We start from the raw sequence: 21,044 nt of genomic DNA, 5'->3' as shown, positions 1-21,044 counted from the left end.
GGCCCTACCCGTAGACGCTGGCGGCCAGGTCGCGCAGGGCCTGCTGCACGTCCGGTTCATCGGAAAGCGGTTCGACGATTGCCGCCTCGATGGCGCGTTCCACCTTCATGCCCCGGGCCACAAGGGTTGCGGCATAGATCAGCAGGCGGGTGGACACGCCTTCTTCAAGGTCCATCCCCGACAGCGCGCGGATATGCCCGGCCAGCCGCACCAGCGCCCCGGCGCGTGCTGCGTCCAACCCGGATTCGGCCACGACGACGGCGGTTTCCACCTCGGGCGCCGGAAAATCGAAGCCGATGGAGACGAAGCGTTGCCGCGTCGAGGGCTTCAGCTTTTTCAGGATGTTCTGATAGCCGGGGTTGAAGCTGGCCACGACCATGAAATCCTTCGGTGCCACCAGTTCCTCGCCGGTGCGGTCGATGATCAGGCGGCGGCGGTCGTCGGTCAGAGGGTGCAGGACCACGGTCACGTCCTTGCGGGCCTCGACCACCTCGTCGAGATAGCAGATGCCGCCCTGGCGCACCGCCCGGGTCAGCGGGCCGTCGACCCAGACGGTTTCGCCCCCCTTCAGAAGGTAGCGCCCGATCAGATCGGCCGCCGACAGATCGTCATGGCAGGCCACGGTGAACAGCGGCAGGCCAAGACGCGCCGCCATGTGTTCGACGAACCGCGTCTTGCCGCAGCCGGTCGGCCCCTTCAGAAGAAGGGGCAAACCGTTGGCATGGGCCGTCTGGAACAGGTCGCATTCATCCGCGACGGGTTCATAGAACGGCAGGGCGGGGGTGCTGATCGCGTTCATGGCCTATTCCCCCGGTTGCGCGATGGGGCCGGGCTTTACCACCTCGCGGCGCACCACCAGCATCGAATAGATGAACAGCAGCGCACCCAGCACCACGGCCACGCCCGAACCGAAGCGCATGATGTAGAACAGGCCAAGCTGATCCTGCACATCCATGTAATAGTCGCCCACGATCCGCTGCATATGCGTCTGGATCGTACCGGCAAAGGTCAGCGTGAAGGTCATGAAGGCCATGCCCCCCGTCATCAGCCAGAAGGACACCATGTTCAGCACCTGGTTATAGGGCGCACGGTTGCGCAGCACCGGCATGGCATAGGTGAACATCGCCAGGTTCAGCGCGACATAGGCGCCATAGAAAGACAGGTGGCCATGGGCGGCGGTGATCTGCGTGCCGTGGGTGTAATAGTTCACCCCGTGCAGCGTGTGCAGGAACCCCCAGACACCCGCGCCGAAGAAGGCCACGGTCGAGGCGCCCAGCGACCACAGAAGCGCCGCCTTGTTGGGATGGTTGCGCCGGCCCTTCCAGACCATGATGAAGGCAAAGGACATCATGGCGAAGAAGGGAACCACCTCGAAGGTCGAAAAGATGGAACCGACCCACTGCCAATACGAGGGCGTGCCGATCCAGAAGAAGTGGTGACCGGTGCCCAGGATGCCCGAGAACAGCGCCGTGGCGACGATGACGTAAAGCCACTTCTCGATCACCTCGCGATCGACGCCGGTCAGCTTCAGCATCAGGAAGCCGAGGATCGCGGCCATCACCAGTTCCCAGGTCGCTTCGACCCAGAGATGGACGACAAACCACCAGTACATCTTGTCCAGGCTCAGGTTGTCGGGGTTGATGAAGGCGAAGATCCACAAGAGCGACAGTAGCCACAGACCCATCAGAAGGATGTTGGTGATTGCCGTCTTCTTGCCCGCCAGAACAGTCAGCGAGATGTTGACCAGGAAGATCACCGCCGCCACCAGGATGCCGAGTTTCACCCAGAGGGGCTGTTCCAGGAACTCGCGCCCGCCGTGGATGCCGATCAGGTAGGACCCGACCGCACCCAGGGTGCCGACAACCAGGATGATCAGTTGCAGATAGGCCAGCTTGACCGAGAAGATCTCGCGCTCGCTTTCCTCGGGAACAAGGTAATAGGCCGCGCCGAAGAACCCCAGCAGTAGCCAGACGATCAGGGCGTTGGTGTGGATCATGCGGATCACGTTGAACGGAACCAGCACCGAAAGGGTGTTGGGCGAGATATAGACCCAGCCGGCCAGAAGCCCGCCCATCACCTGGATGGCGAACAGGCCCATGGCGACCAGGAAATAGGCATAGGCCACTTTTTGAGATTGATATTTCATGTTGTTTCTCCTGACGCCTCAGCCCGCGTCGTTGGGGGGCCAATTCTGGGTGTCGGTCTGGTCGGCCCAGCGAAGGAATTCGGCCAGGCCGCGCATTTCCTCGTCGGTGATCTCGAAATAGGGCATCTGGCGGCGCCCCTCGATGCCCGAGGGCTGGGCCTTCATCCATCCGTCCAGGATTTCATAGGCCAGCTCGGGGTCGTCCATCGCGCCCCAGCGGGTCATCACGTTGCCCAGTTCGGGGGCGAAATAGGCGCCTTCACCGTGCAGCGTATGACAGTTGATGCAGGAGTGGCGTTCCCACACATGCTTGCCCAGGACGACCTCGTCGGTCAGCTCCATCCCGGCGGTGGATTTGTTGGTGATGTAGTAGTGACTTTGGACAGTCAGGGCCACGAACACGACAACGAAGAAGATTGATCCCCCGTAGAACACGTTCCTGGCCCGCGATTTGGTAAGTATTTCCGACATGTGGCGGCCCCGGTGACAGTTTCCGATGGCCCTTGGGTTAACGCGACCTTCGACACCGGTGTTTGTGCAAACGCAAAGAACGGGCCGAAACCTGGTGGCACTCTGGGGGTTCTGAGGGAGGAGCAGATGGCACGCCCCGATTTCGATGACCCGGACATGATGTTGTCAGAGATGTTCGCGCACTGGCCCGAAACGGCCGCCGCGTTCCTGAACCGTCGGATGTTGTGTCCGGGCTGCCCGATCGCGCCGTTTCACGCGGTGGTCGATGCCTGTGGCGAATACGACCTTGACGAAGGGGTCTTCCGCGCGGAACTGCGGGCGCTTGCCGGCCTGCCCGCTAACCCGCGGCGCCGCTGATCAGGACCAGGCGGTGGGGCGCCGTCACCACGATATGCTTGCGGGTTGACCGCACGATTCCGTCCTTTTCCCAGGCTGACAAAAGACGGCTGACCGTGTGCAGCGTGGTGCCCGTCATGTCAGATATGTTCTGCCGGGTGACGGGAAAGGCGATCTCGATTCCCTCGGCCGTCTTGCGCCCGCTCTGGTTGACCATGCGTAGGACGGCCGCCGCGACCCGCTTTTCCACCGCCTGGGTGGCCATTTCGGTCAGGGTTTCCTGAATCTCGCCCATCCGCGCGCCCACGGTGCGATAGGTTTCGGTGGCAAAGCCTTCGTATTTCGCGCTGAAGCTGGGCCAGAGCCGCACGGGCCAGGACAAGGCCAGCGATTCCGCCGCCGCCACCGCGCTGGCCGGATAGCTGGTACGCTGCAGGGCGGGGGCGATGCCGAAAAGCTGCCCCGGCGATATATGCAGCACGATGATCTGGTCGCCGGCGGGCGTGGTGCGCACGACCCGCAGGTAGCCGTCAAGCAGCAGGTAGAACCGTTCGGCGGGCTGCCCCTCGCGGAAGATTTCGGTTCCCTCGTCAAAGCGGCGCGGTGTCGCTTCGTCAAGGATCGCCCGGATCTCGGGCCGTGACAGCCGCGAGAATGGCGGCAGGTCGGTCAGGAGAGTTTCGTCAAGCTTTGGCACGAAAGATCCAGAAGGTTGTTTCAGAACAAAGTCACCGGACGACGGATACCCCACATCGGTGTCAGACAAAACAACCGGATGACGACGAAAGGATATTCCGATGATGAAGACCCTGATGATGAGCGCAGCCCTGATTCTGGCAGCCGGAGTTGCAAGCGCGGAAACCCACGACGTTCAGATGCTGAACAAGGGCGAAGAGGGCGCGATGGTGTTCGAACCCGCCTACGTCAAGGCCGCGCCCGGCGACGTGATCCGCTTCCTGCCCGCCGACAAGGGGCACAACGTGGAAAACATCGAAGGCATGCTGCCCGAGGGCGTGGATGGTTTCAAATCCAAGCTGAACGCCGAATTCGAACTGACCGTGGATGCCGAAGGGCTTTATGGCGTGAAATGCACTCCGCACTATGCCATGGGCATGGTCGGCCTGATCCAGGTAGGGGAGCCGGTGAACCTGGACGATGCCGAAGGCGTCAAGCAGCGCGGCAAGGCCAAGGGCCGGATGGCAGACCTGTTCGCCAAGGTCGAATGATCCGATCGACAAGACGGAACAGAAAGGGGGCGGCGCCAATGGCGTCGCCTCTTTTCGTTGCGAGAGCAGGATCTTGCGGCGCGGTCGATTGAGACGGCGCCACCAGCGACGGCAACGGTTCCCGAAGTCCTGGGGATGAAGGATTTGCAGATGGCGACGGCCCCCGTCAGATGCCGATGGGCGGGCACCGTTTTCACGGTGAACCTTTCACGTGGAACATTCGTGGCGGGGGGGATTGCCGAGGCGGCGACGCACCTTGTCGCCGCTTTCTGATTGATGGAAGGCCGATTGTCGACGCCTCAAACCTGGGCGGTGATTTGAGAATTCCGACGCATTCCGAAGCTTCGTGGTGGCCTTTATCAAACCGGCCCTTCGGCCAAAGCATCGCGCGCCAATCTTGAATTGCCCAAGCGTCGCATGTTTCGCGCCCCCCAAACTCACGGCAGTTTCGCCGCGTTCTTTTCCAAGAGCGCCTTCAGCTCATCGCGGGCCTTCCGGCTTTCTTCCAGCAAGGCCTTGTTGCGGGCGATGACAAGCTGATCGATTTTGGATTGATCCGGTTCGTCGGTCTTCACCTCAGAAACCTCCTGCGATTCCCCGTCTTCCAGAACTGAATGCAGACTTTCGCGGGAAATCTCCTCGCGTAAAGCGGTTGCCTCCTTGGTCTCCAAGCCGGTCAGGTAACTCTCGGCAATGCCGGGCTCGCCTTCCAGCAGGGCTATTCTTGCCCGCACATATCGTTCCGCATCGCTCGGAACACTGCGCCCCGCGCCAAGGGATTTGCGCGCTGGCCCCGGCAAGCCAAGCTTTGCAAGGCGGTCTGCCACCAGAACCCTTGCAGGGTCCGTGCCTTCAAGACCTGTGGTTTCACGCATGGCGATGTTCAGGAATTCGGCATCCGAAGCCGTCTCGGCAAGGGCGGTCAGGGCCTGCGATCTTTGGCGTGCCAAGCCCTCGGTGCCGCCGTCAGCCCTTTCAAACCTTCGGATCCGCTCGAAGGCGGACGTGTAGTCGCCGCCTCTGGTCAATGCCTGGGTGATGGCGGCGGTCAACCGTCCTGCGGATCCGTCAGGCCGCACCTCAAATTCCAGGGCCTGGGCCTGTTCGATGGTGGCCGCTGCAATCGTTTCACCGCTTCTCAGAGCATTTTCCAGCAGTATCGCAAATGCCTCGGCCGCAAGCTCGCTGCGCGATTCGGAAACCTTGGTCAGGTTGTGCAGTGCGCCCGGCTCGTTTTCCTGTTCCTGCTGCAGCTTCGCTTCCAGCATGACCGCCGGAATGGAGGGGGCCGTGTCGCCGCGAAGAACCGCATTGCGGATCGCGAGGGCTGCGGTCGTTTCACCAATTTCGATCATTCTTTCCGCCAACCGCGGCCCCAGAAAACGGCGAAGATGGATGGGGAAGGACGATATCGTACGGACCACGGCATCGATTGTCTGGCTCTCGACCCCGGTGATTTCGTCGTTTGCAAGAATTGCCCAGAGCGACGCGGCGGAATTGCAGGACAGTTGAGGCCCGAAGTAGGAGGGTTGATCCAGGGGGCCACCCTCCAGCAGTGTGGCCATCTCGAGAAGTTGTTTCCGCTCAGGGGTTTCCTCTGGGCCACTTTTCAAAAGAAACAGCGCTTCCTTTCCGAAACTGAGGTAGATGAGCCGCCGCGCAAGTGCGGCATAGGCCTCGGGAACCGGCTTGCCGCGGTCGTCGGTGATGTCGGCGTAAAGTGTGGCAAGGTCCGGGCGGTTGTCCGTCGCCGCAAACCAATGGGTTGGGTCGACAATCCCCGGGTCACCGCAAAACGAACTGCCCATGGGAAAACCAGATGGGTCGGTGCCGGTCGAATCCAGGTCGACTTGGGTTTCGATCCTGATGTTTTCATAGCTCTGGGGTGCGCGTTTTTGGACGACCTGATCTGGGGGGGCGATCGTGGCACCTTCGGCCGGGGGCTGCGGATCGTCGGCGGGCTTACTGATCCGCAACGGCTCTGAAGACTTGAAGTCGACCAGCCCTTGAAACTCGGCCCGCCGCATCTGTTCAAAAGCGCCGGTGAGAAGGAGATACCGGTGCGCGGCGGTAAGCGAATTCCCGGCGCCGTCGAGAGGAATGTCAGCAGAGCTGGCTGGAGATTGCCGTTCCTGTTCGGGAAGAATGATCGGAAGGATCGCGCCTGTACGTCCGGGGCGGGGCCTGGGGCGCGCGTGATCCGGTGCGACCGACCCTGACGTAATTGACCAGGGATCGGAAGCGGTTGGACCTTCCTCCTGGATGTCGATCATCAAGCCATCGTTGGGAAGTGCCGTAGTGCTGATCTGGCACTCACAGGACAGGAGAACACCAAGCGTCCCGTTTCCGCCATCTGTAATGTCTTCTATTCGCCGGTCGGAAATCCGGCGAAAGGCACCCGAAAGATCGAAGCGTGTTTTTGAATCTGCAAACCGGACGCCGAACGATTTTCCGGATCGGGTGATCTTCCAGTCAAACCGGTCTGCCAGATCAACCACGATGCGCGTGAAGCCGTCATGTTCGGCCGTTCTTACCCTTAGAATTTCGGCCTGAGCCGAGGTGATGGGCGCGCCCAAATGCATGATCAAGGCGATCACGCCGATCAAGGTTCGACAGATCACGGGTTTCATGCCGCCTTTGCCTCTTTCAGGGCTTCTTCAAGCTCGGGAAAGCCGGGGCGCATGTGATGCGGTGTATTCTGTCGGCCGACCTCGATGCAGATATTGGCGGTGTGGTTGTACATGTTCGCGACAAGAACTTCGCGGATCAGCTGGTAGAAGTGGGCATCTTCCTCGACGACGGCTTTCAGCTTCGTCGCGAAGGGGCCGACAAGCCCGTAGGCCAGGAAGACGCCAAGAAAGGTGCCAACCAGGGCCCCGCCGATCATTTTCCCCAGAATCTCCGGCGGCTGGTCGATGGACCCCATGGTCTTGATGACACCAAGCACGGCGGCGACGATTCCCAGGGCGGGCAGGCCGTCTGCCATGGTCTGAAGGGCATGACTGGAATGAAGCGCGTGGTGCAGATTGGCCTCCATGCGTTTTTCCAGCACTTCTTCCACCTGATGCGGGTCATCGTAGTTCATCGATGCCGATCTGAGCGTATCGCAGATCAGCTCGATCGCCTCGTGATCCTTCGCGATCCTGGGGTATCGGCCGAAAATCTCGCTGCTGTCGGGCGCTTCGATGTGTTCTTCCAGTTGAACGGGGTTCTGCTTTGCGAGGCGGATGAGTTCGTAAAGGAGACACAGGAGATCACGATAGTCGGATGATTTCCATTTCGGCCCCTTGAATACGAATTTCAGATCCTTGATCGTCTTCTTGATTGCCGAGGAATCGTTGGAAAGCAGGAAGGCACCGATCGCCGCACCGCCGATCATGGACAGTTCGAAAGGAAGGGATTTGAGGATGATTCCCATCTTTCCGCCGGCCGCAAGGTATCCGCCGAAAACCATGATGAAAATGACCGCGATTCCGACGATTCCAAGCATGAGTATCAAGTCTCCAGAAACAGCTTTACGGCATTCATATCGCAGGTGAAGGTTAACGAAGGCTGACGGATCAGGAGCTATCGCCGTTCGTTTGTCGGCGCCTCGGCATTGCGTCCGGCAAGAATGACGCTGATCGAATAGGCGGAATCCGGGCTAAGCCCTTCGACGACCTTCGCGGCGACATCGGGGCGCATTCGGCCAAGAAAGCCGGCGGCGAATTCCGGCGACATCGTTTCGAACAGAATAGCCGCCTCCTTCGGTTTCATGTTTTCGTAGACCGCCGTCAGGCGGGCGACGTCATCCTCGGCCGCCGTCGATGCCATGGTCAGCGTCTGCTCCAGCTGGTTCTCGGCTGCGACCAATGCCGCGATCTGGCGTTCGATCTCTTGCTCTGCCTCTGCCAGACGCGCTGACCGTTCGGCGACATAGGCCTCGCGATCCTTCAGACGGGCCTCGCGTGTCGAGAGGGCTTCGAGAACCTCGGCCAGGTCGGGGGGTGGTTCGCATTGCCGGGCCGTTTCGGCGTTTTCAGTTGCGGACAAATCGGCCACTTCCTTCGCGATGGCTGCCGCCGGGCCGCCAAGAAATCGCAAGACGCCAGAGGCGATCAGAAGCAGCGCCACGAAGGACAAGGGGCCAAGGCGCCAACCATGGCGGAAAGATCGCTTGGGGGTTGTCATCGGTGATCCATCTCGGGCTGGCGCTGGGTGGAAAAGAACGACTGGACGGGGCGGCTGCCCGTGGGCCGGGGTGCCTCGGGCGGGGCGGGCTCGGCCTCTTTCCGTCGGAAGGAGACGGTTGGCGCGACGTCGGATGGTGCGCGGGCCTGCACCGGATCAGGTTCGGTTTCGAGATCGTGCAGGGCGGCGACATGCAGTTCCAACCTGCGCGCGGCCTCTTCAGCCCGCGAGGTAAGAGCCTCCAGGGTTTGGCCCGAGGTGGAGGCCTGTGCCTGCGCCGCCTGCAGGGTTCGTGTCATGTCGTCAACCTGGGCCGACAAGACGGCGATGGCCCCGCCGACGCCCTTTTCGAGGTCGGTGAACCTGCTCAGCCGGCGTGACAGTATCACGCAATAGAAGGCCGCGCCGGCGGCGCCGGCAATCAACAGGATATCGGCAATCAAGGTCATCTCGAATCCTCAGTTCAGCACAAATTCCATGATCAGAAGATCGCGCACCCTGCCGTCACCCACGACGATCTGTGCGCGGCGCAGCATCTGCGAGCGAAGTCGGATGAGAGAGCCGGGTTCCTCAAGTTCCGCGGGCTCGACGGCCCGAAGAAAGCTGTTCAGGACATCGACGACCCGGGGCAGCAGACGTGTGACATCATCGGCATGCTTGTTGTCCACCTCCAGCTGGCCCTGGAAACGAAGGTGGCGTGACCGGCTTCCCGGGCCCAGCGACACGACGATCGGCTGAAGCGGGATGAAGGTGATGTCCGGCAGGCCGGGCAGCGTGGCGGTTTCCTTCGGATCATTCGGATGCGGCGCGCCCAGAATCAATCCCGACCAGACCGCGTAAAACCCGCCGCCGCCCAGAAGAGCGGCCAGCAGGGCGCTGAGGATCAAGCTTTTCAGGCCGGATTTTCCCTTGCCCGTGTCGCTTGGCATATCTGTTTCTGCATTTGCCATGTGGTTCCCGATTTTCTATCGCGAATCCGTTCTACCCCCGATCTGACTAACCGAATGTTAAGATGCTTGGGCGAAGTCTGGGGCAAGACGGGGCAGAAGCCCGATTCATCAGGAGGATGGTCTTGCAACAGGTACTCTCGGTCTGGTCCGGTCTTACGGTGCAGCGCCAGGTTGTCGCGGTTCTGGCCGTGGTGGCGATGCTGGTGGCGGTCGTCGGGCTGACGCGCATGGCAACAACGCCGTCGATGATCCTGCTATATGCGGGCCTTGAAAACGGCGCCGCCGGCGAAGTCGTGCAGGCGCTTGAGGCCCAGGGCGCGGCATACGAGATTCGCGGTTCGTCGATCTTCGTCGATAGCACCAAGCGCGATGAACTGCGTCTGACCCTGGCGTCCGAAGGGCTTCCGTCGAACAATGCGCAGGGCTACGAACTGCTTGATTCTCTTTCCGGATTCGGAACCACTTCGCAGATGTTCGATGCCGCCTACTGGCGCGCGAAAGAGGGAGAGCTGGCGCGCACCATCGTGGCAAGCCCGGCCATTCAGAACGCGCGTGTGCATATCGCCAACCAGAGCAACCGACCCTTTCAACGTGACGTGCCACCGACAGCTTCGGTCACTGTCACGACGGCCGATGGCGGCCTTTCGACAAGCCACGCGCGCGCCCTGCGTTTCCTGGTGGCATCGGCGGTTGCCGGTCTTGCCCCCGACGATGTCTCGGTGATCGATGCCAGGGGCGGCGTGGTTCTGTCGTCCGAGACGGGTGGCCTTGCCCCCGGTCGCAGCACCGACAAGGCACAGGAGATCAGGCAGAACGTCGAACGTCTTCTCGAGGCGCGGGTCGGGTTCGGCAAGGCGGTTGTCGAGGTGAACCTGGAAACCGTGAATGAACGCGAGCAGATCACCGAACGCAGGTTCGATCCGGAAGGCCGGGTTGCCATCAGTTCGGACCGTGAGGAAACCTCGACGTCCTCATCGGACAAGGGGACCGGGGGTGTAACCGTCGCCAGCAACCTGCCCGATGGGGATGCCGGTGCGAACGGCGATTCGTCGCAGACCGAAAACGCCCAGACGCGCGAACGTGTGAATTACGAGGTGTCCGAGACGCAACGCGAAATCCTGCGCACGCCCGGTGCGATCAAGCGTCTTTCCGTTGCTGTTCTGGTTGACGGGCTGCGCAGTGTCGATGCTTCGGGGGCCGAGGTCTGGGCGCCACGGCCCGAACCCGAAATGGAGGCCCTGCGGGAGTTGGTGGCCTCGGCCATCGGGTTCGATGCCGATCGCGGCGACAGCCTGACGTTGAAGACCATGGAGTTCGAACCGCTCGCCTTTGAGGGCACGCCGCCTGCGCCCGGCCTTTTCGGGCCGATTGCGTTTGACGCGATGCGCCTTGCCCAACTGGGCGTGCTGGCCATCGTCACCCTGCTGCTTGGCCTTTTCGTGGTGCGCCCGATCCTGATGCCGAAACCTGCCGACAGATCGCGCGCCCTTGCGCCGCCCATTGCGGAGGCCACGCAAACCCCGACCGCCCTGACCGGCGAGATCGACGAAGGCAGCGGCCCCGGGGCGGCCGATCTGCAGGTGGTTTCGGATCGCAACGCCGTGAGTCATTCCGCGCAGGGCCAGTCCGGCGCCGACCCGGTGGATCGCCTGCGCAAGCTGATTGAAGAGCGGCAGGAAGAATCGCTCGAGATACTCAAGACCTGGATGGAAGATTCCGAGGAGCCCGCCTGATGCCGATACCCCTGCAATTGGAGGATTTTGGTGCAGCGTCGCTGACGCCGCGTGCCACGTCCGGATTGCCCCACCTGAACACCTCCACGCCCCCCGCAGAAGAGCAGGCCCTGGCCGCTTATGACAAGGGCTATGCCGCAGGCTGGGAGGATGCGACCCAGGCGGCAAGCCAGGATCGCGAGCGTCTTGATACGGCCATGGCGAATAACCTCGAGGATCTGGGGTTCACCTACCACGAGGCGCGCGCCCACGTTATGCGGTCGCTGACGCCGCTGCTGAATGGCATCCTGTCCAAGGTTCTGCCGCGCCTGATCCGCGACAGCCTGGGCGCCCGGATCATGGAAGAGATCGATGGCCTTGCCGAAGGGGCCGCGGACAGCCCGATCGAACTGATGGTGTTTCCCGGCGATGCGGCGCAGTTGCGGCCCGTCATCGACAAGATCACCACGCTGCCCCTTGCCCTGATCGAAGAACCCACCGTGCCGCAGGGGCAGATTTTCCTCCGGATCGGTGCCGTCGAACGCGAGATCGACCTGGAAGGCGCCGTCGCATCGATCAGCGGCGCAATGGCGGCGCTCGATGACCTCAACAAGGAAACCGCCAACCATGGATGAGCCCCGATTGACACCGCAGGACAGCGACAAGCCGCCCCATCCCTTCACGCAGGTTCCGATTGAGATAACCATTTCGGTCGGCAAGGCGCGCCCGCTTCTGCGCGATCTGTTGCGACTGGGGAAGGATGCCATCCTGCCGCTGGACAGCCGCGTCGACGATCCGGTCGATCTTTACGTCGGGGACCGGTTGATCGCCCGCGGCGAGCTTCACGAACTTGACGGTGATCAGGCCGGCCAGCTTGCCGTGCGGCTTACGGAAGTGGCCGATCTGAAGACCGGTCTCTGATCATGACGCGCGCTGTGATCGCGGCGGTTCTGGTGCTGACGCTCTTGGCGGGCCCTCTTGCGGCGCAGGAACTGTCACTGGATCTGGGCGGCGATACCTCGCTCACCGCCCGTTCCGTGCAGCTTCTTGCGCTCATCACCCTGCTCAGCCTCGTACCGGGCCTGGCAATCATGATCACCTGCTTTCCGTTCATCGTGACGGTGCTGTCGATCCTGCGCCAAGGGATCGGGCTGCAGCAGTCACCGCCCAACATGCTGATCGTCACGCTGGCGTTGTTTCTCACCTATTTCGTGATGGAGCCGGTCTTTCTGGAGGCCTGGGAAACCGCGATCAACCCCCTGATCGAGGGGGCGCTTTCTGTCGAACTTGCGGTGCCGCGCGCCCTGGAGCCGTTCCGCGTCTTCATGGTGGCCCGCATTGACCCCGGAACATTCGAAAGCCTGACGACCCTGCGCCCCGACGTCGCCGACGCCAGCCTGCGGCCGGACTCGCCCCTGTCCCTGATCGTCCCGTCATTCCTGTTGTCCGAGATCGAAAGGGCGTTTCAGGTCGGTTTCCTGATCTTCCTGCCCTTCCTGATCATCGATCTGGTGGTCGCGGCCATCCTGATGTCGATGGGCATGATGATGGTGCCGCCGGCCATCGTGTCGCTGCCCTTCAAGCTGGCCTTTTTTGCCGTGGCCGATGGTTGGACGCTGATTTCAGGTGCCCTTGTCTGCAGCTATTTCTGAGGTTGGCTCTTCTGACACAGGCATTCGGGCGCCCAAGGGCGTTATGATCCGATTGCCGGTGTTCCACAGGCAAGGCGCCTCAGAAATCCAGGTTCTCGACGTTCAGAGCGTTGGAGCGGATGAAATCGCGGCGGGGTTCCACCACGTCGCCCATCAGCTTGGTGAACAGGTCGTCCGCCTCGGCCACGTCATCGACGCGGACCTGCAACAGGGTGCGGGCCTCGGGGTCGAGCGTGGTTTCCCAAAGCTGATCGGGGTTCATTTCGCCCAGACCCTTGTAGCGTTGCAGCGACAGCCCCTTTTCACCCTCGCGCAGGATGGCGTTCAGCAGGTCGAGCGGGCCGAAGATCGGCGTTTCGCGGTCCTTTCGGACCAGTTGCGCCGGATGCCGGTAGGTGTCCTGAAGGTCGTCCGTGAAGGTCCCGAGGCGCCGCGCCTCGCCCGAGCGCAGGACAGCGCCGTCAAGCGTCCGCACCTCTTCGACACCGCGCAGCAGGCGCGCCAGCTTGATCCCGTGGTCCTGGGTGATGCGGCCCTGCCAGCCCTTTTCATATTCGGCCGCGATCAGGTCCAGCCGCTGGGCCACCCGGTCGGCGGCGCCTTGCAGATCGGCATCGGCAACGCCGGGAACGAAGGTTCCGGCAATGGCGGCCTGTTCAAGGATCGTGTGGGGGTAATGGGTCGGGAAGGCTTCGAGGATGCGGCGCACATTGCGCGCCCCCGAAACGACGCGGGCCAGGTCGGCACCGACGATTTCTTCACCCGACTTCAGGCGCAGGATGGCACCATCGACCCCCTGTTCGATCAGGTAGTCTTCCAGTGTCGCCTCGTCCTTCAGATAGACTTCGGACTTGCCGCGCGCGACCTTGTAGAGCGGCGGCTGGGCGATATACAGATAGCCCTTTTCGATGATCTCGGGCATTTGACGGAAGAAGAACGTCAGCAGAAGCGTGCGGATATGCGCGCCGTCGACGTCGGCGTCGGTCATGATGATGATCTTGTGATAGCGCAACTTCTCGATATCGAATTCGTCGCGCCCGATCCCCGCGCCGAAGGCGGTGATCATCATCCCGATCATGTCCGACCCGAGCATCCGGTCGAACCGCGCCCGTTCCACGTTCAGGATCTTGCCGCGCAGGGGCAGAACCGCCTGGTTATAGCGCGCGCGCCCCTGCTTGGCCGATCCGCCGGCGCTGTCACCCTCGACGATGAAGACTTCGCGCAGCGCCGGGTCCTTCACCTGGCAATCGGCCAGCTTGCCGGGCAGGTTGGCCACGTCCAGCGTGGTTTTCTTGCGCGTCATTTCGCGGGCCTTGCGGGCGGCCTCGCGGGCCAGCGCGGCCTCGACCACCTTGGTGATGATCTGCTTGGCCAGGTTGGGGTTCTCCTCGAACCACTCGGCCAGCTTGTCGTTCACCAGCCCTTCGACCGCCGGGCGCACCTCGGAGCTGACCAGCTTGTCTTTGGTTTGGCTGGAGAATTTCGGATCGGGCACCTTGACCGACAGAACACAGGTCAGCCCCTCGCGCGCATCGTCGCCGGTGAAGTTCACCTTCTCTTTCTTGGCGATCCCGCTGGAGCCGGCATAGAGGTTCATCGTCCGGGTCAGCGCGCCACGAAACCCGGCCATATGGGTGCCGCCATCCCGCTGGGGAATGTTGTTGGTGAAGGGCAGCACCATCTCGTTGTAGCTGTCGTTCCACCACATGGCGATTTCCACGCCGATCCCGTCCTTTTCGCCGGTGATGTGGATCGGCTCCTCCAGGATCGACGATTTCGACCGGTCGAGGTATTTGACGAATTCCTTGACGCCACCTTCGTAGAACAGCTCGGTGCGCAGGGGTTCGGCGGGGCGTTCATCTTCGAGGATGATCCGCACACCGGAATTCAGGAAGGCCAGTTCGCGCAGGCGGTTTTCCAGCGTCTTGAAGACGTAATCGAGGTTCGAAAAGGTCGTGGTGCTGGCCAGAAACCGCACCTCGGTGCCCTTGCGGCCATTGGCATCGCCGACAACCTCCAGGTGCTTCACGGTATCGCCGCGTTCGAACCGCGCGTGGTGTTCCTTGCCGTCACGCCAGATCCGCAGTTCCAGCCAGTCGGACAGGGCGTTGACGACCGAAACGCCAACCCCGTGCAGTCCGCCCGACACCTTGTAGGAGTTCTGGTCGAACTTACCCCCGGCATGCAGCTGGGTCATGATGACTTCGGCCGCCGAGACGCCTTCTTCCTCGTGGATGCCCACCGGAATGCCGCGCCCGTTGTCGGCGACGGACACGCTGTTGTCGGCGTGAATCTTGACGGTTACGGCGTCGGCAAAGCCGCCCAGGGCCTCGTCGATGCCGTTGTCCACGACTTCGTACACCATGTGGTGCAGGCCCGACCCGTCATCCGTGTCGCCGATGTACATTCCCGGACGCTTGCGAACAGCATCCAGGCCCTTGAGAACCTTGATGGAATCCGCGCCGTATTCTTCGGGAACGATAGGAGTGTCTGACATGGGGGCCTGCTGTTCTGATTGCCCCCGATTTATAGGGGTTTCGGCGGGGGATGTCACGCAGTTGGGGGAATAATAAGGCGGCCTGCCAGGCGCTTGACCGCGATGCGCGCCGGGGGTGCCAGGGTGCGCGGTGAAACGGGCCGGATCCGGCGCGCCGATCAGGCGATCTGGTCGATCACCGACTGGCCCGCATCGTCGCGGACCGCAAGATATTGGGCCCGGTCGCCGAGGGATTCAAACATCTCGGGGCCAGTGCCCGTCATCCAGGCCTGGGCGCCCAGGGTGCAGATTTCATCGAACAGGGCGGCGCGGCGGTCGGCGTCTAGATGCGCTGCCACCTCGTCGAGCAGCAGGATTGGCGGTGCGCCCGTTTCATCGGCCAGTGCCCGTGCATTCGCCAGGATCAGCGAGATCAGCATCGCCTTCTGCTCGCCGGTCGAACATTGCGCGGCGGGCACGCCCTTGGCGGCATAGACGGCGCCCAGATCGGCGCGGTGCGGCCCCGCAAGCGTGCGCCCGGCCGCCATGTCGCGTCGCCGCCCCTCGGCGAAGGCGCGCGCCAGGCCATCGGCGGTGCGGGCATCCTCTTCGGCCGCGGTCTGCGCAGAGAGGTCGCTGATGGGAAAATCGGTCGGCGCGCGGCGCTGCGCGTCCATCACGCGGGCCAGGGCATCGGTGCGGTTGGCGATGATCTGCGCGCCGGCATCGGCCATCTGGATCTCAAGCGCGCCGTACCAGGCCGGTTCGCGCACCTGATCCTTCAGCAGCCTGTTGCGTTCGCGCATGGCCTTCTCATAGGTCAGCACGGCCTCACCATGGCCGGGCTCGAAGCTCAGGGTCATGCGGTCCCAGAACCGCCGCCGCCCTTCCGCCCCCTCGATCCACAGCCGATCCATCGAGGGCACCAGCCAGAGCATCCGCACGATCCGCCCCAGCGCGACCTGGGGCGCTGTCTTGCCGTCGATCCGTGTCACGCGGGGCTGGCCGGGTTCGGCGCGGGTGTCGATCTCGTGTCCCGCCACTTCGGCCCCGATCCGCCAGCCCAGGGCCTCGGGGCGGCGCACCAGTTCCTCGGCCCCCGCCCGGCGCAGCCCGCGCCCGGGTGACAGCAGCGACACAGCCTCGATCAGGTTGGTCTTGCCCGCGCCGTTGGCCCCGTGGATTGCCACGGGTTGCGGGCGCAGATCCAGCGCAACCCGACGGTGCGACCGGAAATGCGACAGCGCCAGATGCGTCACCGCCTGCCCCATCGCACCACATCCTGCTTTTTACCGAAGAAAACTACGCCCCCCGAAGGGCCGGTCGATCACACGCGCATCGGCATGACGACATAGACCGCCGATGTGTCGTTGCCTTCCTGCATCAGCGTCGGATCGCCCGAGGAATTGAACAGGAACACGGCATTCTCGCGGTCAACCTGGCTGGCGATTTCCAGCAGGTACTTGGCGTTGAACCCGATCTCCAGCTTCTCGTCGCCATAGGCCACGGCCAGCTCTTCCTCGGCGTTGCCCGCGTCGGGGGCGTTGACCGACAGGATCAGGCGATCCTCGTCGATCTGCATCTTCACTGCGCGCGATCGTTCGCTGCTGACGGTCGCCACGCGGTCGACCGCATTGGCGAATTCCTTGGCGTCCACTTCCATCCGCTTGGTGTTGCCCTTGGGAATCACGCGCGAATAGTCGGGGAAGGTGCCATCGATCACTTTCGAGGTGAGGGTGATGGCCGGGGTGGCGAAGCGCACCTTGGTTTCCGAGACCGACACCGCGATCGAGGCTTCGTCGTCGTCAAGAAGCTTGCGCATCTCGCCCACGGTCTTGCGGGGCACGATCACGCCGGGCATGCCCTCGGCGCCCATGGGAAGGGGGGCGTCGATCCGGGCCAGGCGGTGGCCGTCGGTGGCGACGCAGCGCAGGGTCATGTCGCCGCCGTCATCGGAAACGTGCATGTAGACGCCGTTCAGGTAATAGCGGGTTTCTTCGGTCGAGATGGCGAATTTGCTCTTGTCGAAGAGGCGGCGCAGCACCGGCGCCGCGACCGAGAAGTTGGTGGTATATTCAGACGTGGCCATCACCGGGAAATCTTCGCGGGGTAGGGTGGCCAGCTGGAAGTTCGACCGCCCGGCCTCAACCACAAGGCGGCCCGAGGCGCCGTCGTCGGACAGCGACACAAGCGCACCATCGGGCAGCTTGCGCACGATCTCATGAAGCGTCACGGCCCCCACGGTGGTTGACCCGGCGCGTTCGACCTGGCCATTGGCCTTGTCCACCACCTCGACGTCAAGGTCGGTGGCGCGAAAGCTGACGGTGTTGCCCTCGGCCTCGATCAGGACGTTTGCCAGGATCGGAATGGTGTTGCGCCGCTCGACCACCGATTGCGCATGTGCGACCGCCTTGAGCAATGTGCCGCGTTCGATGCTGAGCTTCATATCCACCTCACCTGGTACCGGGGCGTGAAACCTAACCGTTTCAGCCGTCGGCGCAACAATTTTCGGGTTCGCCCCATGCGAAATGCCCTTGACCCCCGCAGGACGCGGGCCGATTCCGGCGGACTGTCAAAGGCTTTCGCCGGGCCGTCAAGACCCTTGGCGCGATCATGCGGCCATTGTGGCGCGCAGGACTACTGGTCCTCCAGGGAACGGCGCAGAAGGTCGATGTCTTCGGCGATCTGGCTGTCCTTCTGCTTCAGCTCTTCGATCCGCTTGATGCCGTGCATGATCGTGGTGTGATCGCGCCCGCCGAAGCGGCGCCCGATCTCGGGAAGAGAACGCTGGGTCAGCTGCTTGCACAGGAACATGGCCACCTGGCGCGGCCGCGCGAAGGTGCGCACGCGCTTCGGCCCGATAAGATCGGACAGGCGGATGTTGTAGTGATCGGAAACCTTGCGCTGGATCTCTTCGACCGTGGTCTTGCGATCGGACTGGCGCAGGATGTCGACCAGGCATTCCTTGGTCAGTTGCAGATCGATCTCGCGTCCGACAAGGCTGCCGAAGGCGAAAAGGCGCATCAGGGCACCTTCAAGGACCCGCACGTTCGACGTGATGCGATGGGCCAGAAACTCCAGCACGCCATCGGCCAGAACGACGCCCTGAAACTGCGGGCGGTACTGTTCGACCTTCTGCTGCAGGATGCCGAGGCGCAATTCATAGCTGGTGGGATGCAGATCGACCACCAGCCCCGACTGCAGGCGCGACACGATCCGGCTTTCCAGGCCCTCGATTTCGCCTGGGGCGCGGTCGGCGGAAATGATGATCTGCTTGCGCTGATCCACCAGGGCGTTGAACGTGTGAAAGAACTCTTCCTGGGTGCTTTCCTTGCCGGCGATGAATTGCACATCGTCCACCATCAGAACATCGACCGAGCGGAAAAGCTGTTTGAAATCCATCATCTGCTTGTCGCGCAGGGCCTGCACAAAACGATACATGAATTGTTCGGCCGACAGGTACAGAACCCGTGTGCCCGGCTCGCGGGTCTGAAGCTCGTGGGCGATGGCGTGCATCAGGTGCGTCTTGCCCAGCCCGACGCCGCCGTAAAGAAACAGCGGATTGAAGGTGACCGGCCCGCCCTCGGCCACGCGGCGCGCAGCGGCATGGGCCAGTTCGTTCGGCTTGCCCACGACGAAGGTGTCGAAGGTGAAGCGGTCATCCAGCGTTGCGCCGGGCAGTTCGGCCTCGGGCGCGGGGGTGCGTACCGGCGCGGCAGGGCGAGGCGCGGTGGCCGAGGGGCGCGGCGCGGCATTTGGCGGCACGCGGAATTCGACCCGCTTCACCGGCTGGCCGGTCTTGCCCATCTGGCTGAGAATCTGATCGCCGAAGTTGCGCGACACCCAGTCGCCCATGAAGACCGTCGGCACATGGAACAGGGCGACGCCGTCGCTCAGCTCGGCAAACTCCAGCGGTTCGATCCAGTTCCTGTAATTGTTGTGTCCCACCGACTTGAGCAGCTCTTGCCGGACCGTCCCCCAGGTTTCGTTCGTCATTTTACGCCTTGCGTCCCCATACCATGCCTGTTTTCGAACCGGTGATGACCGGCCCGACTGCTCGTTGCGGGCGCGCGCAGATGGCACCCGTCGTTGCACGACACATCGCAGTGGGATTGCCCGAGAACAGCCGCCCTGCGGCCTTGCGGCCAGAACAGGTCAGGTGTCGACGCGGACACATGGCAACACATTTCCCTTCGGCCCAGCTGTGGCGCAGACCACGGCCGACGGGATATTTCCGCACATTGGCGGCAGACGTTCCATGGACATGTGCCGATGACCAACGGTCACGGCAATTCCCGCCGAAACGGGTATCAGGCATCGGAAATCCACCCCATATGGCGTCCGAAATGCCCGATCGGCAGCAGGTTCGTTCCGCTGTGTCGCAGGCAGAGTTTGACCCTGCTCATGCACGTCGGAAACGGCCTGATCCTTACATGTCCCCCCAAGCGATGTGAATCGCAGGGTCAACGTAGCAAGGGCGTCGAAGGCTCTGCAACAGAACTATGATGTTGACTCTGACATAAGCCGGACGAATCTCACGGGCCTGTGAAATGCCGCATTCCCGGTGGCCAAAAGCCCACAGTCCGACAATTTCCGGACATAAAAAAACGCGCCCCGATGAGGCGCGTTTTTCGATTCGTCGAAAGGGTATCGGATCAGGCGCCGATGCTTTTCACGCGGGCGGCCAGGCGCGACACTTTCCGTGCGACGGTGTTCTTGTGGTACACGCCCTTGGTGACGCCGCGCATCAGTTCGGGCTGGGCAGCGCGCAGGGCGCCGGCGGCGGCGTCCTTGTCGCCCGAGGCGATCGCTTCCTCGACCTTGCGAAGATAGGTGCGGATCCGCGAACGGCGGGCCTTGTTGATCTGGAAACGGGCTTCGTTCTGACGGGCGCGCTTCTTGGACTGGGGCGAATTTGCCATGCTGTGATCTCTTTCGTCGGGTTTTCAAATTGCGTTACACGCGGGAAAGCCCCGACCCCGGGTTCAGTACCGGGCGAATCCGGCCTGGCGGGCCTCACGCGCATGTTCGGGCGGTCATTAGTGCAGCGACGGCCCCGTGTAAAGGGCTCACCTGTCGCGGAACTGCGGTTCGCGCTTGTCAAGGAAGGCGCTCATGCCCTCTTTCTGGTCTTCGGTGGCGAACAGCCCGTTGAACAGGCGCCGTTCGTGCAGCAGGCCTTCGCGCAGGGTGGTTTCGTAACTGCGGTTCACCGCCTCTTTCGCGGCCATCACGGCCAGCGCCGATTTCTCGGTGATCTTCTGGGCGGTGGCCGAAACCTCCTCCATCAGCTTCTTGGCGGGCACCACGCGGCTTACCAGGCCCGAACGCTCGGCCTCGTCCGCATCCATGAAGCGGCCGGTCAGGTGCATCTCCATCGCCTTCGACTTGCCCACGAGGCGGGTCAGGCGCTGCGATCCGCCCATGCCGGATATGACGCCAAGGTTGATCTCCGGCTGCCCGAACTTGGCGGTGTCGGCCGCGATGATGAAATCGCAGACCATGGCCAGTTCGCAGCCACCGCCCAGGGCATAGCCCGCGACGGCGGCGATGATCGGCTTGCGGCAATTTTCCAGCGCGGCCATCTCTGCCATGAACAATTCACCGGCAAAGACATCCACGAAGGTCTTTTCCGACATTTCCTTGATGTCGGCCCCGGCGGCAAAGGCCTTTTCCGACCCGGTCAGAACGATGCAGCGCACCTTGTCGTTTCCGTCCGCCTCGCTCACGGCCTGGGCCAGCTCGCCCAGAAGCTCGCTGTTCAGGGCGTTCATGGCGTCGGGGCGGTTCAGGCGGATCAGGGCAACGTGATCGGCAACTTCGACGATGATCGTCTTGTAGGCCATGGCGTAAGAGCTTTCGCTGTGGACATGAAGTTTGCAGCCTTACCAAGGTTGGCCTTGGT

General features: G+C 62.7%; 21 protein-coding genes. 6 read left to right on the top strand and 15 right to left on the bottom strand.

Annotated features, from left to right (window positions below; genetic code table 11):
• Positions 1–4: 4 nt before the first annotated feature.
• The 3 genes from H7828_RS05060 to H7828_RS05050 are packed head-to-tail and all read right to left on the bottom strand — an operon-like array spanning position 5 to position 2,617.
• A complete protein-coding gene (locus H7828_RS05060) occupies positions 5–799 on the bottom strand; it encodes a CbbQ/NirQ/NorQ/GpvN family protein (protein ID WP_226779920.1) in 795 nt (264 codons plus the stop codon).
• A 3-nt stretch (positions 800–802) separates the two neighbouring features.
• On the bottom strand, positions 803–2,146 hold the full coding sequence (locus tag H7828_RS05055) for a cbb3-type cytochrome c oxidase subunit I (protein WP_226779919.1): 1,344 nt from the start codon (positions 2,144–2,146) through the stop codon (positions 803–805).
• An 18-nt stretch (positions 2,147–2,164) separates the two neighbouring features.
• Positions 2,165–2,617, bottom strand: a complete 453-nt coding sequence (locus H7828_RS05050) for a c-type cytochrome (RefSeq protein ID WP_226779918.1) — start codon at positions 2,615–2,617, stop codon at positions 2,165–2,167.
• Positions 2,618–2,743: 126 nt separating this feature from the next.
• Here H7828_RS05050 and H7828_RS05045 point away from each other — a divergent pair, with 126 nt between their 5' ends.
• A complete protein-coding gene (locus tag H7828_RS05045; RefSeq protein WP_226779917.1) occupies positions 2,744–2,974 on the top strand; it encodes a DUF1858 domain-containing protein in 231 nt (76 codons plus the stop codon).
• Here H7828_RS05045 and H7828_RS05040 read toward each other — a convergent pair.
• The gene (locus tag H7828_RS05040; protein WP_226779916.1) at positions 2,955–3,650 is read right to left on the bottom strand and encodes a Crp/Fnr family transcriptional regulator; all 696 of its coding nucleotides are present in this window, start codon (positions 3,648–3,650) and stop codon (positions 2,955–2,957) included. The genes H7828_RS05045 and H7828_RS05040 overlap by 20 nt on opposite strands.
• Positions 3,651–3,750: 100 nt before the next feature.
• On the opposite strand from H7828_RS05040, the gene H7828_RS05035 reads away from it, so the two are divergent.
• A complete protein-coding gene (locus H7828_RS05035; protein WP_226779915.1) occupies positions 3,751–4,179 on the top strand; it encodes a pseudoazurin in 429 nt (142 codons plus the stop codon).
• Positions 4,180–4,616: 437 nt separating this feature from the next.
• Here H7828_RS05035 and H7828_RS05030 read toward each other — a convergent pair whose 3' ends face one another.
• The 5 genes from H7828_RS05030 to H7828_RS05010 form a co-directional block, all read right to left on the bottom strand.
• Positions 4,617–6,809 carry a hypothetical protein gene (locus H7828_RS05030; RefSeq protein ID WP_226779914.1) on the bottom strand — a complete coding sequence of 731 codons (2,193 nt, stop codon included), beginning with the start codon at positions 6,807–6,809 and terminating at the stop codon, positions 4,617–4,619.
• Complete coding sequence (motA, locus tag H7828_RS05025; protein ID WP_226779913.1) at positions 6,806–7,669, bottom strand: flagellar motor stator protein MotA; 864 nt, start codon at positions 7,667–7,669, stop codon at positions 6,806–6,808. The genes H7828_RS05030 and motA overlap by 4 nt, the downstream gene beginning before the upstream one ends.
• A 77-nt stretch (positions 7,670–7,746) precedes the next feature.
• On the bottom strand, positions 7,747–8,349 hold the full coding sequence (locus tag H7828_RS05020) for a MotE family protein (RefSeq protein ID WP_226779912.1): 603 nt from the start codon (positions 8,347–8,349) through the stop codon (positions 7,747–7,749).
• Entirely contained in the window at positions 8,346–8,798 is a 453-nt protein-coding gene (locus H7828_RS05015) for a hypothetical protein (RefSeq protein WP_226779911.1), read from the bottom strand. The genes H7828_RS05020 and H7828_RS05015 overlap by 4 nt, the downstream gene beginning before the upstream one ends.
• 9 nt (positions 8,799–8,807) lie before the next feature.
• Positions 8,808–9,299, bottom strand: coding sequence for a flagellar basal body-associated FliL family protein (locus tag H7828_RS05010; RefSeq protein WP_425354934.1), 492 nt, complete (start codon positions 9,297–9,299; stop codon positions 8,808–8,810).
• Positions 9,300–9,415: 116 nt separating this feature from the next.
• Between H7828_RS05010 and fliF the strand changes: the two genes are divergently transcribed.
• From fliF to fliP, 4 genes are read left to right on the top strand one after another with little or no spacing between them, the layout of a single operon-like run.
• Entirely contained in the window at positions 9,416–11,032 is a 1,617-nt protein-coding gene (gene fliF, locus H7828_RS05005) for a flagellar basal-body MS-ring/collar protein FliF (protein ID WP_342592283.1), read from the top strand.
• Positions 11,032–11,646: a FliH/SctL family protein gene (locus H7828_RS05000; protein ID WP_226779908.1), complete on the top strand. Its 615-nt coding sequence runs from the start codon at positions 11,032–11,034 to the stop codon at positions 11,644–11,646. The genes fliF and H7828_RS05000 overlap by 1 nt, the downstream gene beginning before the upstream one ends.
• Positions 11,639–11,932 carry a FliM/FliN family flagellar motor switch protein gene (locus tag H7828_RS04995; protein WP_226779907.1) on the top strand — a complete coding sequence of 98 codons (294 nt, stop codon included), beginning with the start codon at positions 11,639–11,641 and terminating at the stop codon, positions 11,930–11,932. The genes H7828_RS05000 and H7828_RS04995 overlap by 8 nt, the downstream gene beginning before the upstream one ends.
• 2 nt (positions 11,933–11,934) lie before the next feature.
• Complete coding sequence (gene fliP, locus H7828_RS04990) at positions 11,935–12,663, top strand: flagellar type III secretion system pore protein FliP (RefSeq protein ID WP_226779906.1); 729 nt, start codon at positions 11,935–11,937, stop codon at positions 12,661–12,663.
• Between the two features lie 79 nt (positions 12,664–12,742).
• On the opposite strand, the gene gyrB is transcribed toward fliP, so the two are convergent.
• From gyrB to H7828_RS04960, 6 genes are all read right to left on the bottom strand, one after another.
• Positions 12,743–15,160 carry a DNA topoisomerase (ATP-hydrolyzing) subunit B gene (gene gyrB / locus H7828_RS04985; RefSeq protein ID WP_226779905.1) on the bottom strand — a complete coding sequence of 806 codons (2,418 nt, stop codon included), beginning with the start codon at positions 15,158–15,160 and terminating at the stop codon, positions 12,743–12,745.
• A gap of 158 nt (positions 15,161–15,318) precedes the next feature.
• Positions 15,319–16,410, bottom strand: coding sequence for a DNA replication/repair protein RecF (gene recF / locus H7828_RS04980; protein WP_226779904.1), 1,092 nt, complete (start codon positions 16,408–16,410; stop codon positions 15,319–15,321).
• A gap of 56 nt (positions 16,411–16,466) precedes the next feature.
• Positions 16,467–17,585: a DNA polymerase III subunit beta gene (gene dnaN, locus H7828_RS04975; RefSeq protein ID WP_226779903.1), complete on the bottom strand. Its 1,119-nt coding sequence runs from the start codon at positions 17,583–17,585 to the stop codon at positions 16,467–16,469.
• 191 nt (positions 17,586–17,776) lie between these two features.
• Positions 17,777–19,135, bottom strand: a complete 1,359-nt coding sequence (dnaA, locus tag H7828_RS04970; protein WP_226779902.1) for a chromosomal replication initiator protein DnaA — start codon at positions 19,133–19,135, stop codon at positions 17,777–17,779.
• A 659-nt stretch (positions 19,136–19,794) separates the two neighbouring features.
• A complete protein-coding gene (gene rpsT / locus H7828_RS04965; RefSeq protein ID WP_226779901.1) occupies positions 19,795–20,061 on the bottom strand; it encodes a 30S ribosomal protein S20 in 267 nt (88 codons plus the stop codon).
• Between the two features lie 147 nt (positions 20,062–20,208).
• Positions 20,209–20,985: an enoyl-CoA hydratase gene (locus H7828_RS04960; RefSeq protein WP_226779900.1), complete on the bottom strand. Its 777-nt coding sequence runs from the start codon at positions 20,983–20,985 to the stop codon at positions 20,209–20,211.
• Positions 20,986–21,044 lie beyond the last annotated feature (59 nt).

It is taken from the genome of Oceaniglobus trochenteri (assembly GCF_020529025.1).
Lineage (GTDB): Bacteria > Pseudomonadota > Alphaproteobacteria > Rhodobacterales > Rhodobacteraceae > Oceaniglobus > Oceaniglobus trochenteri.
This window is presented reverse-complemented; position numbering and strand designations above follow the sequence as displayed.